The sequence below is a fragment of the Gramella sp. MT6 genome (assembly GCF_019357415.1).
Taxonomy (GTDB): Bacteria; Bacteroidota; Bacteroidia; order Flavobacteriales; family Flavobacteriaceae; genus Christiangramia.
In genome coordinates, this window is the sequence record NZ_CP048410.1 from 2,774,629 (window position 1) to 2,793,572 (window position 18,944).

The window sequence follows — 18,944 nt, forward strand, 5'->3', positions numbered from 1 at the left end:
GACGAAAGAAAATTAGAAAACCTTTTTTAATACTTTAACTTTATCTTCTCTCTAATTGCATCCAGAAGTTTCATAAGATCATGGGTTTTATCCAGGTTCCAGATGTTACTTTCGGTTTTTCCTTCCTGGAGCATTCTAGTCACATGTTCAGCTTCGAAATTATATCCTTTGGTTTCTACACCAAATTCAAAAGTTTCTTCTTTTCCTTCTGAAGTGATCTTAACTGAAGTTGGTTCATGGAACCTCGAGTTTAGAAAGATCGTTCCTTTTTCCAGTTCTATTTCTGCCGTAGTAGGCGTGTTTTCTAATAAGGTTGAGAATAATTCGGCCTTAACCCCATCTGGATAACTAAACCTGATATCACAGGAAGCATCCACATTGGTTTCAGTGAATTCAGCTTTAGCCTCAATTTTATCTGGTTTGCCAAGAAGGCTGTATGCCATAAAAACAGGATAGATACCAATATCCAATAGACTTCCACCACCTAATTCTTTATTAAAAAGTCGTTTGGATCTGTCATATTCTGCCATGAATCCAAAATCGGCGTTTATAGATCTTATTTTTCCTAAATCGCCAGACTCGACTTTTTCATTTATAAATAGGAAATGAGGTAAAAACCTTGTCCATAATGCTTCCATCAGGAAAACGTTCTCAGACCTTGACAGTTCTATCATTTCTTTTGCCTGAGTTATATTCATAGCAAAAGGCTTTTCGCATAAAACAGCCTTACCATTTCTGATGCATTCCATGGTGAGTTCATGATGAAATACATGGGGAGTGGCAATATAAATGACATCTACTTTTTCATCCTGCATTAGTTGCTTGTAAGATTCATAAGCTACTGTGGCATTATATTCTTTTGCGAAAGAAATGGCATTTTCCTTGCTTCTGCTGGCCACACCATAAATTTCTGCATTTTCAACATTAGTAAGCCCTTCTGCAAATTTGTTAGCGATCTTTCCAAGACCTATAATTCCCCAATTTATCTTCTTCATGATGTCTCGATTTCAGATTTATTCTGAGTAAATAATTGTATAAGAAAAGCGATGGACATTACCAGGCCACATCCAAGAACATTCAGCCATAAATAAGGCATAAGCTCAAGTTCAAAAACCAGGAATATGATTGCCTGTGTAATAATGGCAGCGATGAAAACCGCGTTGCTTTTTACAGATTTAATGAAAAATGCCAGCAGGAATATCCCCAGAACATTTCCGTAGAAAATACTACCTATGATATTAACCAGTTGGATTAGATTATCAAACAGGTCTGCTAAACTGGCAAATGCAATCGCGATGACTCCCCACATCAATGTGAACCATTTTGACGCTGCCAGGTAGTGTTCTTCAGATTTTGCCTGTTTATGATTACGCCTGTACAGGTCTATTACGGTAGTGGAAGCAAGGGCATTAAGTTCTGAAGCAGTGGAAGACATTGCTGCTGAAAGGATCACTGCGAGCAGAAGGCCTATAAATCCACGTGGCAGGTTATTTAAAATGAAGTGGATAAATACATAATCCTTATCGTTGCTTTCAGCGTCTTCATCTGAAGCGTCTATAAAAAGCTTAGCCTCTTCCCGAACATCCTTTTGCTGTTGTTCAAGTTGAAGATATTCTTTTTCAAAATCTGCTGTTTGGGCTTCGTTGTAATCTGATCTGTTTTCAGCATAATTCAGACTTATATTCTGCTTTTTCTCCTGAATTTCTTCATTTACGAGCATCAGGTCTTTGTACTGTTCGGCATAGTCAGAATTTAAAACAGTTTCTGTAGCTGCAGGATTGAAATTTAAGGGAGCCGTATTGAATTGGTAAAAAACGAAGACCATTACTCCCACCAGAAGAATAAAGAACTGCAAGGGAACTTTTAAGAGTCCGTTGAAGATCATACCCATCTGGCTTTCTCTAACCGAACCACCTGAAAGATATCTTTGAACCTGGCTTTGGTCTGTACCAAAATAGGAGAGGGCAAGAAAACTACCTCCAATTAGTCCGCTCCATAAAGTATATCTATTTTCAAAATCGAATGAATAATCGAGAATGTTCATTTTGCCGCCTTTTCCGGCAATTTCCAAAGCATTGGTAAAACTCACTGAGTCTGGCAGGTAACTTAATATTATAAAAAAGGCAACCACCATTCCTGTAAATATCACCGCCATTTGTTGCTTATGGGTTACACTTACGGCCTTGGTCCCTCCGGAAACAGTGTAGATAATTACAAGTACACCAATAATTATGGTTAACGAGGTTAGATTCCATCCAAGGACAGCTGATAGCACGATGGCCGGGGCGAAAATGGTGATTCCGGCGGCCAACCCTCGTTGTACAAGGAATAAAATAGCCGTTAAGGTCCTGGTTTTCCGGTCGAACCTTGATTCCAGATATTCATAAGCGGTATAAACCTTTAACCTGTGATATATGGGAATGAATACCATACAAATGATCACCATAGCAATTGGTAGTCCAAAATAAAACTGTACAAAACCCATCCCATCATGAAAAGCCTGTCCGGGTGTGGATAGAAATGTGATGGCACTGGCCTGGGTTGCCATAACCGAGAGACCTATGGTCCACCATTTGGCATTTTTTCCACCTCCAATGTAGTCTTCAACATTCTTGCTTCCACGCGATTTATAAACTCCATACCAAACAATAAATGCTATAGTACCACCAAGGATGATCCAATCTATTAAATTCATATCAGGCGAAATAATTCATTACTAAATAAAACGCCAGTATATATATCGCATTGGCAATAAGAACCAGGGTATAGCTTTTTTTCCAATGGTAAGTTTCGGGTTTCTCCATTATTTACCTATTGAGATTAAATTAGCAAAAAGTCTGAAGGCTCCAGGAACAGCTTCCGGAAATTGTCTGAAAAAGCTGATTCCTGAGTAGATATAATATCCATCACCATATTGAGCTACCAAAAGGCTACCATTTTTAGGTGTTTCTCCTTCATCGTGCATACTGAGCAAAGGTGTAAAGTTCTCATCCCAACGGTCTGGAAAGTACAAACCACGTTCCTGAACCCAACCTTTAAAATCGGCTTCGGTTAATTTATTCGGCGAGGAAAGTATAGGATGATCAGGTGTTAAAAATGTCACCTTTGCATTTTCATTAGTAACTCTGTCTCGCGATAAAGTTAAACTGAATGGTGATATATGATCAACAACGAGACCTCTATTGGTATTGTACTGTACGATCATGGTTCCTCCCTGCTTTACATATTCATGTAATATATCCTGTTTGAATTTAAGCGCGTCTACTACATTGAAAGCTCTTATTCCCAAAACCACCGCATCATAGTTCTTAAGCGAATTATGTGTAATATTCTCAGGAGAAATTCTTGTTACCGAATATCCAATTTGTTCCAGGCTTTCGGGAACCACATCACCGGCACCTTCAATATATGCGATACTTTCACCTTTTTTATTTATATCCAGTTTTACCAGTTTCAAACTCGCGGTTCTAATTAGGTTTTGATCTGGTATATGCTCATAATTGATCTCAATCAGGTTTTGATTATAAATATCTCCATTGATAGTAGCTTCGGGAGTGAGCCTTGTTTCATTCTGACCTTCCGGGGGAGTAATCTTAAATTTTAAGTTTTCTGTCCCACCAGATGTTTCTATGGAAAAACTGGTTTTTATAGGTTCTATTTGCCAGCCGGCTCCGGCTTTTAAATTTAAGTCACCACTTAGATCTGGTCTTTTTGAGGTAACCTGAATATTGATTTCTTTAGGCTGAGTATTATTAAAAATGAGAACATCTTCTTCGAATTTAAGATCTACTGGTGGTACGATCTCAAAATTCTTATAGGTTTCTCCAAATACATTGTCATTATATTTATAGACAACCGGTTTTTCAAAACTAATAGAGGTCCCGTTAAGCGATAGATTGAAAGTAGCTTTCGTGTGTAAAGGTGTTTCAGGCAGGCCTCTTAATTCTTGATTATTTACAGTATACATACCCATGGTACCGGTTTCTTCCAGCCAATATGGAGTAGTGTAATCGGCGGTAGATGGGATCTTGAAGGTCATATTGCTATCCCAGCCATTATTGTTTTTAAGACTTACCTGGGGTTTTAAAATCGAATTGTTCGGAGTTAATTCTACCGAATTTAAAACGATATCCTCATTACTTCTATTGATCGCTTCAAGACTTACCTGAAGTTCTTCAGTAGGAGTAATAGATGGTTTCCCAGCGACTGCTTCAAGGTATAAACCGGAGCATGCATAGATGATATCTTTAATTTCTTCAGTCTTCACCTGTTTCCAGTGCCCATCTTCCAGGTCCTGAATAAGATTATAGGCCTGTACCAATTTTGTTAAACTTTGAGCAGGATTAGCAAAATCAAAATTATTCTGAACATCTTCGAGGATCCTGCCAATTTCCTCACCGCCTTTTACGCGATTCCAGCTGGTATCTATCCCGTCAAAAACATCAGCATTCTTTGAAGGTAGTTCTCCTTTTAGCAACTCAAGATATTCCATCAGCTTGCCACGACTACCAGTACTTCCAAATCCCTGCGAACGATGCTGGCTTCTACTAATGGAAGCGATCTCTGGATTAGACATTCCGCGTAATGGGAAATAGGTGCCCGTATCGAAACTTATAAAATTAGATTTATCTGCAGCTTTAAAGGCTTCATCACCGCCGTAAAACCACGGAGAGGTATTAAAGAAAAGTCGTTTTGGCTGAAATGGTTTTACATATTCCAGCTGGTCTTTATAGGCACTTTTGGTGCCGGCAAGGTCAAAGGCTTCAACACTTAATATGGCTGAAGAGGTATGATGACCATGGGTGCTGCCGGGAGTGCGATGGTCGAATCTGTTAATGACCACATCTGGTCTGAATTTCCTGATGATCCAAACGACATCACTTAACACTTCATCTTTATTCCAGATCTCTAAAGTTTCAGAAGGAGTTTTTGAGTACCCAAAATCATTTGCCCGCGTAAAGAATTGCTTTCCGCCATCCACTCGTCTGGCAGCCAGTAATTCCTGGGTTCTGATTAATCCTAATTGTTCCCTGAGTTCGGGCCCTATTAAATTTTGCCCGCCATCTCCTCTGGTAAGTGATAAATAGGCAGTTCTTGCATTTTTCTCATTTGAAAAATAGGAGATAAGCCGTGTATTCTCATCATCGGGATGTGCGGCGATATATAGAACCGAACCTAAAAAGTTCAGTTTTTTAATATGATTATATATTTCTGAAGAACTCCATTTTTCCGGAGCCTGTGCTTTACTGAACGAAAAGCTGAGAAGGATCAGGGCAAAAACTAATTTTCGCATTAGATAAAGGGTTTTACCAAATATAAAAACTTTAAAACCTCCAATCCGAATAATTTAGTGATCTTTTAATTTAAAGGGCATCTTTGCCTTCATCATGCCTTCTGTGTGTTTCGATAAGAGAAACAGCTTTTTGAAGAATAAGGTTATTGGGATAGGTGATCAATTCTCCATCTGAGGTTCTAAGATGCAGATGAAATGCTTTAATATCTTCAATTTCGGCTTCTATAGGTAGGTCCTTATCGTGGATCTTGATGGTGTCTCCAATTTTGTATGGGAACGAAAAGAACATGATAATCCCCGAAGTAATATTGCTCAAAATAGACCAGATCGCGAATAAGGCAACTCCTATTACTGCAAAAGTTGAAGAAAATATTAATGCAAGTTCAGATAATCCTACACCCCAGGCGAACGAAAGCAAAAATGCTGCGATCAGGAAAATCAAGATATTGATGTATTTAAACATCAATCTGGTCCTGGTAATATTTATTTCACTGCGCTTTCCTACCTTATTGGCCGCCTTTCTTAGTACAAACTGAATGATCATTAAAAGGATAATAACGGCAAGCGTGTATATCAATTCGTCGCGATAATTTGTGAATACTTCGTACATTAATTTAATTCCAGTTTATCACGCAAAGGTAGATTTTTATTCGAATTTTTATTCCAGTAATCACTTTTTATACGCTGTTTTTTTACTGCTTTGGTGGTAAGCATTTTCGCATTTTCGCCAAAACCTGAAGGATAGGATTCTTCCCATTTTTCAATAGTATAGGGAAAAGTTCTGCTAAAGTAAATTTTCAGGTTTCTTTTAAGTTCAGGATACTCCAGCCTGTACACATTGAGGTGATCTATGGTGTAAAATTCTGAATTAGCCTCGTAGGCTTTTAGTTCATTATGACTTAACCTTAAATACTCCAGGGATGGTATCATTTTTAGTTTTCCTGTGGGAATCTTATCAGGGTCTATTCTTAACCGGTTCCAGATCTCATTTTCCAGTGCAACTTTTTCAAGGCTAAAGTTTTTATCAGCTTCCCCTTGAAAATAGGAGTGACTAACTACCTCGTATTTATTCCGATTATTGAGCTGCGTGTATACCTGCCCGCACCATTCCTGTATGGATGCTGAAACCTTTAGAGCATGCTCCTTCCCATTTAGAGGATAAAAGGTGCTTTGCATTATACTGTAAGGATAGATACCGGTGATAAAGTTTTTGGTTGCATTCAGTTTAAGAACTGAAATATTCTCTTTCGCCGCAGAATTAGCTTTTACCTGTTCTTCTGGCAGGAAATCTTCGGTTACAAAGATGAGTACAGCTTCTCCGTTTCTTATTTCACCATACCTCACCTGTTCCAGGTGGTAGGAAGTGATCTCGGCCTCTCCAGAATACCAATACTCCTTAAAATCATCTGAAAGATCAAGATTTTGCTTTTGTGAAGAAGTGTTTTCACAGGAAGTGAGAATGGCTAAAACAAGAAACAAGAAAGAAAATCGGACCATATTTTCTTATAAAGTTACAAATTTCAGGCTTTCAGTAATTCTTTGATCGTTTTATATACCAGATGAGTGGGTAAGCCTACGACGTTAAAATAACTGCCCTCGATCTTTTCAATCCCGATCAAGCCTATCCATTCCTGTATCGCATAACCACCTGCTTTATCCAGAGGTTTATAATTGCTAACGTAATATTCTATTTCTTCATCGCTTAGATCTGAAAAATAGACCCTGGTAGTATGATTCAGTATTTTTTGAGAATCGGCAGTGGTGAAACAAACCGAAGTGATGACCTCATGGTCTTTGCCTGAAAGAGCCTTGATCATAGCAACTGCTTCATCATGATCTTTTGGTTTGCCCATGGCTTCCCCTTCATGATATACGATAGTATCACTGGTGATCAAAACCTGGTTTTCCTTAAGGTCTTTAAATGCCATTGCTTTTAGAGCAGAGAGATAATCGGTGATCTCCTGTTCTTTTAAATGTTCTGGAAAAACTTCGTCAACCGGGCGAACATCAATTGTTACCGGAATCTCCAACTCCTGAAAGAATTTCTGTCTTCTTGGGGAACCTGAAGCCAGAATGATCTCATGATCTTTAAGTAAGTCTTTCAGCATAATCTATAGTAATATGAATTGTAGTAAGCCAATTGAAATCAATCCGAAGAAAAGTACAGCTTTTAGCACCATACTTAGTCTGCCGTATTCTGTCTTCTTTTCCGCAGTCCAGATATTTATCTGAAAAAAGAGTAGTGGGGCCACCAGTAAGAGGAGGGTATATACAACAGCGATGGTATTTTCAAATAGATACTGATATATATAATAGATGAGGAAACCTAGCGGTAACAAACCTATTACAAACAGGATCTTGTTGGTGCGCTTTTTACCAAAAACGATGGGCAGGGTGCGATAACCGGCATTATAATCTCCGTCAATATCCTGCTGATCTTTTACAATTTCTCTAAGGAAATTTATTAGAAATGCAAAAATTGAATAATCTATCAAAATTGAAAATATGGTAGATTGAGTTTGCTGATTTCCCGGAGTAATGGCAGGCAATAGATCATATAAGCCAACGCCAATTGGAATCAATCCTACAATAAGACTCACCAGGATGTTCCCTACAAGGATCGTTTGCTGAAATTGTGAATTATACAGATAGAGAATTGCAGATCCGAATATAAAGAACGCTGTGAAACCGGGTCTGCCAATCAAATTCGAAAGATAGAATCCAAGACCAACTCCAATAATGTTCAAAATAAAGAATAGTCTGTAGGCAGCCTTTTCTGAAATATCCTTATTGATAAAAGTGCGTTCGGGTTTGTTCTTTAGATCTGCCGGGACATCAAAAATATCGTTGATCACATATCCAGAAGCTGCGACGGCTATTACTGCTAAAACCAGAAGCGAAAATCCAAAAAGGTTTAGTGTTATGGCCACTCCAAAAGGTTCAAAAAGGCCATATTTAATAAGGAACATTGTAAGAGCAATAAAAAATAAGTTTCCTGCTCTTATAAGTTTAAAGTAACTAAGCATAGACCTAAGACTTATTCTCGATCCATTTGCCCTGTACCTTCATCACCTGTTCTATAACATCTCTCACACAACCGTCACCTCCAATTTTATGAGAAACATAGAGTGAAACTTCTTTAACTTCAGGAACGGCATCCTGAGGGCAACATGGAAGCCCCACTAATTTCATTGGATAATAATCTGGAATATCATCTCCCATATATAGAACCTCTTCAGGTTTAATATTATAAATATCAAAGAATTCATCCATTTGTTCCACCTTATCACTAACTCCAAGATAGATATCTGTAATTCCAAGATCTCTTAACCGTGCACGAACTCCTTCATTTTTTCCTCCGCTTATGATACACACGGTATAACCCGCCTTGTGCGCCATTTTCATGGCATATCCATCTTTCGTGTTCATCGTTCTTAGGAGTTCACCACTTGTGGATATCTGTATCCTTCCGTCAGTAAGCACTCCATCGACATCAAATACAAAGGTTTTAATTTGATTAAGGTGTTCTTTATAGCTTTTTTCCATGGAAATTCTGTATAGATTCAGTTAATATAGTATAGATTTTTTTTCTGTCTTCATCCAGCATTTCAAGATGAGCAGCAATGGTTTTATGGTCATTTCTCAATGCAGGTCCCGTTTGAGCTGAATAAGGATCTAAGGTTTCGATCTTGGAAACGGTCTCTTTTATTAAAGGCCTTAGGATCTCAAAAGGAAGTTGGTTCTGTTTACAATAATCCTCTGCAAGTGCAAATAAATGGTTGCTGAAATTATTTACAAAAACAGCTGATACATGTAAAGCTCTTCGCTGTTCTGAATTTACTTCAAAGATCTTATCGCTCACTAGAGCCGCAGTTTTCTTCAGAAACTCCAGGTTTTCTTCTGAATTAGCTTCAAGGCAAATAGGTATCTCCTTAAAATTAACGGCCTTAGTTATCGAAAATGTTTGCAAAGGATAGAATACCCCGTAATTATCAAATCCTGCCAGAGTTTGCATATCCTGACTTCCTGAAGTATGAACTACTATTCCTTTTTTGAGCTTAAGTTTTCCAGCAAGATCTTGAATTGCTTCATCTTTAATAGCAATCAGGTAGAGGTCTGCTTCAGCAATTTCGCTCAGGTCTGTAACTCTTTTTTCAGGCTCTTTAACAAAATCAAGGTGATCCTTATTTCGGTTAAAAACCTGAACTACATCCAGATCGGTTGCTTCTCTAAAGCAATGATACAGGTGAGTAGCTACATTTCCAGCGCCAATAATTACCACTTTAATCATTCGGCTAAAATACCAAAATTTTTAAGCGGGTGAAATTAACATTTGTGTACTTGAGATTGAATTGGGATTACCTGTAAAAACACATAATAAATCGTTAAATTTGCAGCCGTTAAAATGACACTTTTTCCATGCAGAAAAAAATAGCCTCAATCCTTTTTTCTACCCGAATAATGGCCGTCTTGTTTATACTTTTCGCTGTAGCCATGGCCATGGGTACTTTCATCGAAACCTGGTATAGTATCGAAACCGCAAGAATCTTAATATATAACACCTGGTGGTTTGAAGGAATCATGCTTTTCCTTTTGATCAATTTTATTGGTAACATTAAGCGTTATCAGCTCCATAAAAAGGAAAAATGGAGTACTTTATTACTTCACTTGTCCTTTATTTTGATTCTTATCGGGGCTTTTGTAACTCGTTATATAAGTTATGAGGGCATCATGCCAATTAGAGAAGGGGAGACCACCAACGTTTTCATGACCCAGGAATCCTATCTCACGTTTTTTATTGATGGTGAGATCGATGGAAATCCGCGTAGAAGGGTGCTTCAGGAAGATGTGCTTTTTGGGCCTGAAGTAGAGAATGATTATACTTTGAATACAGATTTTAACGGGCAGCCCGTAAAATTTGAAGTTACCAATTTTATCCACGGAGCTGAAGAAGCTTTGGTTCCTACCGAGGATGGAGAGAATTATTTAAAGATCGTCGAAGCCGGAGATGGTAATCGCCATGATCATTATTTACAACAGGGGCAGGTAAGTAATATCCATAATGTTCTGTTTACACTGAATAGTCCTCAAGATGGGGCGATCAATATTCAGATCACAGATGATGGAGAATATCTTATTGATTCGCCATTTGATGGTACTTATATGAGAATGGCAGATCAAAAGCAAGGAGAACTTGTTAAAGATTCTACCCAGGCATTAATGCTTAGATCGCTTTACAATATTGGTAATATGCAATTTGTGATTCCGGAACCTGTGGTTAAGGGTGAGTACGATATTGTTCCAACCAATCCCAAGACCAAGAACGACATGGATGCGGTGACTCTGAATGTATCTTCGGGTGGCAAGACTGAAACTGTCACTTTACTTGGCGGACAAGGAATTGTTGCAGATCCTGTTCAGGTGAACTTGGGCGATCTGGAAATTTTCCTTAATTACGGTTCCATAGAAAAAGAATTGCCTTTTGCTTTAAAACTTAATGATTTTATAGCAGAAAAATATCCAGGTACTGCAGACAGGCCTACTCCTGGTTATGCTTCCTTTAAAAGTAAAGTAGAGCTTATAGAAGAAGGAAAGGAACCTATGCCGTATGAGATTTATATGAACCATGTACTGGATCATGAAGGATACAGGTTTTTCCAATCCAGTTTCGATCCTGATGAGAAAGGAACTATTCTTTCTGTGAATCATGATTTCTGGGGGACGTGGATCACTTATATAGGGTACTTCCTATTATATTTTGGTTTAATGTGGATCTTATTTGATAAAGGTTCAAGATTCGGAAAGCTAAAAGTTATGCTGGATAAGGTGAAAAGTAAAAAGAAATCCATGGCCACCATTCTAGCCATTATTTCTATGGCTTTCGGAATGAATGCCCAGAATGATGATCACAACCATAGTGAGACCGCAAAATCTCAACTTGATAGCCTTATTGTGGCGAATGCGGTAAAGCAAGAGCATGCTGAAAAATTTGGACGTTTGATTATCCAGGATGCTGGAGGAAGGATGAAGCCTGCAAATACATATTCTTCAGAGTTATTAAGAAAATTAAGTAAATCAGATACTTATCAAGATCTAACCTCAGACCAGGTACTTATTTCCATTACTGAGAATCCGATGGTTTGGTATGATGTGCCACTTATTTTTGTTGAAAAGCATAATGATAGCCTGCATAAGATCCTTGGAGTGGAAGAAGGGAAGAAATATCTCGCTCTAACCGATTTCTTTGATAGAAGAGGAGCTTATAAGCTATCTCCACATCTCGAAGGGGCCTATCAGGCTGCGGTTCCAAATAAATTTCAGAAGGATTTTATTAATACCGATAAGAAGGTAAACCTTTTATATAGTGCATTAGATGGTAATATCCTGAAGATTTTCCCTATTCCAGGTGACGATAACAATAAGTGGATCTCTTATAAGGAGGTAGATGAGTCCAATCTGAAAGGGATGGACTCGGTCTATACCAAACAGATCCTTCCACTTTACATGAATGCTTTAAGAGATGCTCGTGAAACCGGAGATTATGCTAAAGCAAACCAGTATTTAGAAAGTATTAAAAGTTACCAGCAGAAATTTGGTTCTGAAGTAATGCCTTCAGAAGAGAAGATCGATACAGAGATCTTATATAACAAGTATGATGTGTTCAGAAATCTTTTCTGGATGTATATGGTTGCTGGTCTTCTAATGTTGGTGTTCGTCATCATTCAGATCTTTTACGACAATAAGGTTATTCGAAGTCTAATAAATATTAGTGCAGTAGCAATTCTTATCCTTTTTGTATTACATACGGCAGGTCTTGCTGCAAGATGGTACATTTCAGGCCATGCTCCCTGGAGTGATGCCTATGAGTCTATGATCTATGTTGGCTGGGCTACCATGTTTTTTGGTCTCGCCTTCGGAAGAAAATCGAATCTTACTATTGCATCAACTGCTTTTGTAGCATCAATGATACTTATGATCGCACACTGGAACTGGATGGATCCAGCAATTGCTAACCTGCAACCTGTACTTGATAGTTACTGGTTAATGATACATGTTTCCGTAATTGTGGGGAGTTATGGTCCTTTAACCCTTGGAATGATCCTGGGTGTGGTGGCATTACTCTTAATGATCCTTACCACCGAGAATAACAAAAAGAAGATGCTTTTAAATATCAGGGAGATCACCATCATTACAGAGCTAGCGCTAACCGTTGGACTTGTGATGCTTACTATTGGTAACTTCCTGGGAGGACAATGGGCAAATGAAAGCTGGGGAAGATACTGGGGCTGGGATCCAAAAGAAACCTGGGCTCTAATTAGTATTTTCATTTATGCCTTTGTTATTCACATGAGATTAGTACCCGGTTTACGAGGACGCTGGATCTTTAACTTCATGTCTGTGATCGCGTATTCTTCGATCATGATGACCTATTTTGGAGTGAATTTCTATTTAAGCGGTCTGCATTCGTACGCCAGTGGAGATAAGGTTATTACGCCAACATTTATTTACTATACTTTAATAGGAGTGACGATATTGGGAGCTCTTTCTTATTGGAAGTATAATAAGCATTATGCTAAAAAGGCCAGAAAAGAAATCAAAGAGAACAGAGATACTATCTAAGTTTGAATATCTTATAAAAAAAGCCCCTGCATTTCTGCAGGGGCTTTTTAGTTCTTAGGGTTAGGGATTATTTCAAATTCCCCACCATATCTTTAGGGTCTACCCATTCGTCGAATTGCTCTTCAGTCACATAACCAAGGTTCGCTGCTTCTTCCTTTAAAGTAGTTCCATTCTGGTGAGCTGTATTTGCGATCTCAGCTGCTTTATAGTAACCTATTTTAGTATTCAAGGCCGTTACAAGCATTAATGAATTATTCAGGTGCTCCTGAATTCTCTTTTCGTTTGCCTCAATTCCTCTGGCGCAATGCTCTTCGAAAGACGCACATGCGTCCCCTAGTAGCTCTGCACTTTGTAATAATGCATTTGCCATTACTGGTTTAAATACATTCAATTCAAACTGGCCTTGCATTCCACCTACACTCATTGTAGTGTCATTTCCTATAACCTGGGCGCAAACCATGGTTAATGCTTCACATTGAGTTGGATTTACTTTTCCAGGCATGATAGAAGAACCAGGTTCGTTTGCCGGGATATTGATCTCACCAATTCCGCTTCTTGGTCCGGAAGCAAGCATTCTAATGTCGTTTCCTATTTTGTTAAGCGACACTGCCAGTTGTTTAAGTGCTCCGTGTGTTTCAACAAAAGCATCATGTGCAGCAAGAGCTTCGAATTTGTTACCGGCAGAAACGAATGGCATATCAGTAAATTTCGCGATGAATTCTGCCACTCTTTTTGAATAACCTTTTGGAGTATTAAGCCCGGTACCAACAGCTGTTCCACCTAAAGCAAGTTCAGCTAAATGCGGAAGGGTGTTTTCAAGAGCTTTAATACCATAATCCAGTTGGGCCACATAACCGCTAAATTCCTGTCCAAGGGTTAGGGGAGTAGCGTCCATAAAATGTGTACGACCAATTTTCACGGTATTCTTGAACTCTTCAGACTTTTTCTTAAGAGTATCTCTAAGTTTACGCAGTCCCGGAAGAGTCACTTTAGTGACCTTTCTATATGCCGCAATATGCATTCCTGTTGGAAAAGTATCATTAGAAGACTGAGATTTATTTACATCATCGTTAGGTTGAAGTGTCTTTTCTCCTTCCCCAATCTCCTTACCAGCCAACTGATGGGCACGATTAGCTATAACTTCATTCACATTCATGTTGCTTTGAGTACCACTTCCTGTTTGCCAGATCACCAGGGGAAACTGGTCATCGTGTTTTCCTTCCAGAATCTCATCACAAACCTTTGCTATAAGGTCTCTTTTATCTACTTGAAGCACACCCAGCTCGCAATTGGTGTAGGCAGCTGCTTTTTTAAGGTAGGCAAAACCATAAATAATATCTAATGGCATGGATGCAGCGGGACCAATTTTAAAATTGTTGCGTGAACGTTCGGTCTGTGCACCCCATAATTTATCTGAAGGAACTTTAACTTCCCCCATGGTATCTTTCTCTATTCTGTAATCCATAATACTAAAATTGGTTGTCGAGCAAAGTTAATGTTTCGCAATTTTCTTTAAACTAAAAATTCTTTAAAATTAATTTTTTCTTAATGAAGAGCATATTTTACGAATTCCACAATTTCAGCAAGAAACTGGCCTGAAAATTACGCTTAATTAAAAATAGCTATACTATAAATAGAGTATCGTAAAATACTGTAAAGCAATGTATTATAATTAAAATAGGGGGAATTTCCCTTTTCAGAAGGGTACGGAAAGCCGTAACTTTCAACAATGAAAATTTAAATTCAACAACCATGAGAAAGCAGTATTTTTATTACCTAATGGTATCGGTGTTATTACTGATAAATTCAGGATGTAGTTCGGATGACGACAATGGAGTTGAATCTCAACAATTTTTAATAGCAAATGTGAATGGGGTAGATTTTCTTTCAGATGAGAGAGTTGCTCCATTGGGATTCAAAAGAATATTAATGCCTTCAGGCAGAATAAACCTTCACTCCAAGGCCTTTTCCGCCAATGGTTATCTAATGGAGATAATGATCGAGAATTATATTGGGCCCGGGAAATATCGCATTGGAGACGATTTTTATAATAAGAGCTGGGTAAAGTTTGAAAGTCAGAGCAGGACCGAGTCCTGGAGGCTGGATCCTGGAGGGGCTTTGAACCGGGAATCAAACTTTATCGAAATAACTTCAGTACGAGACAATTATATAGAAGGGAAGATCGCCTGCAAGGAAATGAAAAATAGTTTTGATGGTATTTTTGGTAATTTGGATGGTGAATTCAGGCTTATATATCTTGAATAAATTAAACATTAAAGAAAAATATTATTAGCCTGTAACTTCTAAAGTTTGTAAAAAAACAGGGTTTTTTTGTGATAAGCGCCATAGACTTCATATCTTTGGCCAGATTCAAATCAAACTTTGACTGTTATGTTCGAATTCGATCAATACCTTGGTTTCTTAGCATTTTTAGCAATATTGACAATGGGTTTCTGGCTTATGATCTTTTTAATGGCATTCCTTCCTTACTGGATTGGAGGTTCTGTTGGAGAGTTGATCAAAGAAAAGCGCGAAGCTCGCAAAAAAGCTAAAGCGGAAAAAGCATAAAAAAAGGGACTAAAAATAGTCCCTTTTTTTATGGCTTAACTTTTCTTATTAGAATTCACCTTCATCATAATCTTCATCTCCACCTCTTCTTTCCTGACGTTGTTTTTTCTGGTTGAATCTATAAATGAAAGCAATATTTACAGACTGTCCCTGTCTCCACTGGAATTCACTATCCTGCTCGAAGAATTCTGTAGTTGTATAACTCGCTCTTTTTCTACCGTTAAAAATATCTCTAATATTTAATGATAAGGTTGCATTATCATTCAATATTTCTTTACTAAAGGCAAGGTCGATATTCAAAATACCTTCCTGGGTTCCCTGAATTTCGTCTGATGGTCCGCGGTAGAAAAGATTTGTTTGCCAGTCGATCTTCCACGGTAAAGAGACTTTAGAACTAAATCTACCAAACCAACTGAAATTGTCCTGGCTGTAATCTACCCCGTTAAATTCACCATCAAGCTTAAAGCGGAATAAGTTCGCACTACCGTTAAGTCTTAACCAATCTGCAGGGTTGTATAGAAAGCCAACTTCTCCACCCATTCTATCATTTGTAGCCAGGTTAAAAGGAATACTTCTAATAACTTCAATATCCTCCCCATTTGGTCCCGTAATAAATACTTCTTCCTGAACTCTCTGGAAGGCATCGGTCTCTCTCTGGTAATATACAGAAGAAGTTAAAGTGAATTTCTCCCATCTTTTAAGATAACCAAGATCAAAAGCATTTGAGAATGCCGGATTAAGGTTAGGGTTTCCCTGGAAAATATTGTTACGACTACTTCTGGAAGGAAATGGATTAATATACCAGCCTCTTGGTCTGTTGATCCTTCTATTATAACCCAGGGTAATGTTTTCTTGCTCCCCTAATTCATATATGATATTTACGGTAGGGAATAAACCGAGGTAATTATTATCAAAATCTGTGTCTATATCAAATGAAAACTCTTCCTGCAGTTCTTCTTCAGTCAATTCTGAATCGATTTTACCTTTTAGATTGGTGTTTTCAAGGCGTAGCCCAAGAAGGAAACTAAAATCGCCCAATTTGGTACCGTACTGTGAATATAATGCCTGTACGTTTTCGGTATAATCAAAAACATTGGTTTGATTTTCATTCAGGATAAAGTTACCATCAGCATCTTCCTGGTATAACTCATAATCTGTAACCTCGTTTTCAATATTCCCACGATACCCTGCTTCAAATTGAGAATCTTCACCAATAGGTCTTACATAATCTGCCTGTAAAAGATACTCCTTCTGATCTTCTAAAGTGATCGTTGATTCTGAAGGAACCCTGATCGCATCAATATCAGTGTTATTATAAAGAACTGGTTCGTTTATAAAAGCATCCTGCGTTTCGCTATCATTTTCAAATTGGAAGTCGGCAGTAAGTTCATGTCCTTCTTCATCAAATTTTTTGATGTAATTAAGTGAAAACTGTATGCTTTCATCTTCTTCGTTTTCAACCTCCATTCGATTAGTTCCTAACAGATTTTCGCCATTCAGGATGTAATCGTTTTTGTTCAGGGTTACATCTCGATCATCTCCCACTCGGTAAAAAATGGATCCGGTAATAGAGGAGAGGTCTGAAATATAATACTCCATACCAACATTCGTGTTAAAGCCACGATTTATTCGGTCATAATCCCTGTCTTCAATATTCCGGTCATATTCCAGATTTCCCAGGAAAACATCTTCTCTTGGCTCGAAATACCTTGTATCAAAATATGCATAACCAGGAGATTCGCTATAGCGGTAACCGGTGGTAGTGAAAAGATTGAACTTATCTGTACGGTAATTTAGATTTGTTGAAATACTCGCGTTTTCAGGAATCCCAGCATTAAGGTTTACAGAACCGTTAAATCCTAAAGTTTCCTTTTTTCGTAATATGATATTTATGATTCCTGCAGTTCCTTCTGCATCATAACGGGCAGAAGGGGAGGTGATAACCTCAACTCTTTCGATAGCTTCTGCAGGCAACTGGCTTAAAACATCAGTGTTCCCAAAACCAGCCATTGCAGAGGGTTTGCCGTTTATAAGAATTCTTACGTTATCATTTCCACGAAGACTAATTCCGCCCTCAATATCTACTGAAATGGATGGAACATTGTTCAAGGCATCACTTACCGTTCCTCCAGCCGTGGTAAGATCTTTACCGATATTATATATTTTTTTATCGAGTCTGATATCTACCTGTGTAGTTTCAGCTCTAACTACAACCTCATCGAGGTTTTCAGATCCCAGACCAAGCTTGATAGTGCCAAGATTAAGATCGTTTGTTACTTTTCGGTTCTTGAATTCTTTGGTTTCATAAGAAATGAATTCAATAATTATATTGTAAGTCCCATTCTTGACCTCTACAGAAAATTGTCCCTTAGCATCAGTTATTCCACCGGTTAGGTCTGAAGGATCTTCTACGTTCTGTACAGATATAGTAGCATATTCTAACGGTACATTTAGTTCGTCATCAATTACTTTACCTGTTATGGTGTTTTTTTTAAAATCGGAAGGTCCTTGAGCGTATCCAGAAAAAGATAAAAAGCTGAATAATCCCAGTAGTAAACTGAGGGTAAATAATTTTTTGTTGGTCATTGTCAATTTTTGTCCTATGACCAATAAGAATCGGGATGGTTTAATCCTAAACGGTTAATTTTTTGTTAAGCAAAAAATTAAAAAAATATAACCAAATTGTTTAATTGGTTAAAAATCAGGATTTACGCGTAAGCTGTTTGTTAAGATGAACATAATTTTCAAACTGATCTTCCGTCAGAAATTTTTTCAGTGATTTGTATTCGCTGTTCTGAATTGTCTTAAGCTTATTAATCTGTTGGTTGATCCCCAGACTGGAGTTAATGATCTCGTTTTTCTTAATGGTATATTCAATGATAGAATCTTCGAGCATTTGAGTCTGCTCTTCATTAAGCCTTAACTGACTCTTCCATGTAGCAGCTAATTCGCCTGCAACTTCCTTGATCTCTTTTCTATTCTTCTCGTGAATATAGATCTGGGAATAAACGAAACCCGCTACCGCCGCCGCGGCAACACTTATTAATGCTATTCTATGTTGAAGTTTCATTTCTATTATGTTTAAAGCAGTTTGTCAATATTCGAGGGCGGTCTGCCTATCACGGCTTTTCTTTCAGTTTCTACGACCGGCCTTTCTATTAATTTTGGATTCTTTACCATCACGGTAATAAGCTCTTTATCGCTCAGATCCTTATCCTTATAATCTTCTTTCCAGATCTTTTCGTTCTTGCGAACAAGCTGAATTGGGGTAATATCAAGTTTTTTAATAAGGTCTGCCAGCTCATTTTCACTTAGGGGTTCCTTAAGGTATTCTTTTATTTCAAACTCTTTGCCTGAATTTTTCAAAATTTCAAGTCCTTCTCTGGACTTTTTGCATCTCGCATTATGATAGATCCTTAGCATTTTGTTCTTTTTATTTTTAAAATAATCAAATATTTCAATT

The 18,944-nt window shown here is 37.9% G+C and carries 16 protein-coding genes; 3 read left to right on the top strand and 13 right to left on the bottom strand.

Annotated features, from left to right (window positions below):
- Positions 1–26 precede the first annotated feature (26 nt).
- The 9 genes from G3I01_RS12450 to G3I01_RS12490 form a co-directional block, all read right to left on the bottom strand.
- Positions 27–995, bottom strand: coding sequence for a Gfo/Idh/MocA family oxidoreductase (locus G3I01_RS12450; protein ID WP_219548339.1), 969 nt, complete (start codon positions 993–995; stop codon positions 27–29).
- Complete coding sequence (locus G3I01_RS12455) at positions 992–2,695, bottom strand: sodium:solute symporter (RefSeq protein ID WP_219548341.1); 1,704 nt, start codon at positions 2,693–2,695, stop codon at positions 992–994. The genes G3I01_RS12450 and G3I01_RS12455 overlap by 4 nt, the downstream gene beginning before the upstream one ends.
- 108 nt (positions 2,696–2,803) lie before the next feature.
- Positions 2,804–5,293, bottom strand: a complete 2,490-nt coding sequence (locus G3I01_RS12460) for a PIG-L family deacetylase (RefSeq protein WP_219548344.1) — start codon at positions 5,291–5,293, stop codon at positions 2,804–2,806.
- 70 nt (positions 5,294–5,363) lie between these two features.
- On the bottom strand, positions 5,364–5,903 hold the full coding sequence (locus tag G3I01_RS12465; RefSeq protein ID WP_219548346.1) for a mechanosensitive ion channel domain-containing protein: 540 nt from the start codon (positions 5,901–5,903) through the stop codon (positions 5,364–5,366).
- On the bottom strand, positions 5,903–6,790 hold the full coding sequence (locus G3I01_RS12470; RefSeq protein ID WP_219548348.1) for a septum formation inhibitor Maf: 888 nt from the start codon (positions 6,788–6,790) through the stop codon (positions 5,903–5,905). The genes G3I01_RS12465 and G3I01_RS12470 overlap by 1 nt, the downstream gene beginning before the upstream one ends.
- Positions 6,791–6,813: 23 nt before the next feature.
- The gene (locus G3I01_RS12475; protein WP_219548350.1) at positions 6,814–7,401 is read right to left on the bottom strand and encodes a Maf-like protein; all 588 of its coding nucleotides are present in this window, start codon (positions 7,399–7,401) and stop codon (positions 6,814–6,816) included.
- 3 nt (positions 7,402–7,404) lie between these two features.
- The gene (locus G3I01_RS12480) at positions 7,405–8,319 is read right to left on the bottom strand and encodes a geranylgeranylglycerol-phosphate geranylgeranyltransferase (RefSeq protein WP_219548352.1); all 915 of its coding nucleotides are present in this window, start codon (positions 8,317–8,319) and stop codon (positions 7,405–7,407) included.
- A gap of 4 nt (positions 8,320–8,323) precedes the next feature.
- Complete coding sequence (locus G3I01_RS12485) at positions 8,324–8,839, bottom strand: HAD-IIIA family hydrolase (protein WP_219548355.1); 516 nt, start codon at positions 8,837–8,839, stop codon at positions 8,324–8,326.
- Positions 8,823–9,584, bottom strand: a complete 762-nt coding sequence (locus G3I01_RS12490) for a Rossmann-like and DUF2520 domain-containing protein (RefSeq protein ID WP_219548357.1) — start codon at positions 9,582–9,584, stop codon at positions 8,823–8,825. The genes G3I01_RS12485 and G3I01_RS12490 overlap by 17 nt, the downstream gene beginning before the upstream one ends.
- A 128-nt stretch (positions 9,585–9,712) precedes the next feature.
- Here G3I01_RS12490 and ccsA point away from each other — a divergent pair, with 128 nt between their 5' ends.
- Positions 9,713–12,913 (top strand): cytochrome c biogenesis protein CcsA, encoded by a 3,201-nt coding sequence (ccsA, locus tag G3I01_RS12495; RefSeq protein ID WP_257710586.1) that lies wholly within the window; start codon positions 9,713–9,715, stop codon positions 12,911–12,913.
- Positions 12,914–12,980: 67 nt separating this feature from the next.
- Here ccsA and fumC read toward each other — a convergent pair whose 3' ends face one another.
- Complete coding sequence (fumC, locus tag G3I01_RS12500; RefSeq protein WP_219548360.1) at positions 12,981–14,378, bottom strand: class II fumarate hydratase; 1,398 nt, start codon at positions 14,376–14,378, stop codon at positions 12,981–12,983.
- A 287-nt stretch (positions 14,379–14,665) separates the two neighbouring features.
- On the opposite strand from fumC, the gene G3I01_RS12505 reads away from it, so the two are divergent.
- Both G3I01_RS12505 and G3I01_RS12510 read left to right on the top strand, forming a co-directional pair.
- The gene (locus tag G3I01_RS12505) at positions 14,666–15,178 is read left to right on the top strand and encodes a hypothetical protein (protein ID WP_219548362.1); all 513 of its coding nucleotides are present in this window, start codon (positions 14,666–14,668) and stop codon (positions 15,176–15,178) included.
- Between the two features lie 126 nt (positions 15,179–15,304).
- The gene (locus G3I01_RS12510; RefSeq protein ID WP_026934940.1) at positions 15,305–15,481 is read left to right on the top strand and encodes a hypothetical protein; all 177 of its coding nucleotides are present in this window, start codon (positions 15,305–15,307) and stop codon (positions 15,479–15,481) included.
- A 48-nt stretch (positions 15,482–15,529) separates the two neighbouring features.
- Here the strand turns inward: G3I01_RS12510 and G3I01_RS12515 are convergent, their stop codons facing one another.
- The 3 genes from G3I01_RS12515 to arsC all read right to left on the bottom strand — a co-directional run bounded on the left by G3I01_RS12515 (position 15,530) and on the right by arsC (position 18,904).
- Positions 15,530–18,067, bottom strand: a complete 2,538-nt coding sequence (locus tag G3I01_RS12515) for an outer membrane beta-barrel family protein (protein ID WP_219548363.1) — start codon at positions 18,065–18,067, stop codon at positions 15,530–15,532.
- A 115-nt stretch (positions 18,068–18,182) separates the two neighbouring features.
- Positions 18,183–18,551 (bottom strand): hypothetical protein, encoded by a 369-nt coding sequence (locus G3I01_RS12520; RefSeq protein ID WP_219548364.1) that lies wholly within the window; start codon positions 18,549–18,551, stop codon positions 18,183–18,185.
- 11 nt (positions 18,552–18,562) lie between these two features.
- Positions 18,563–18,904: an arsenate reductase (glutaredoxin) gene (arsC, locus tag G3I01_RS12525; protein WP_219548365.1), complete on the bottom strand. Its 342-nt coding sequence runs from the start codon at positions 18,902–18,904 to the stop codon at positions 18,563–18,565.
- Positions 18,905–18,944: the final 40 nt, after the last annotated feature.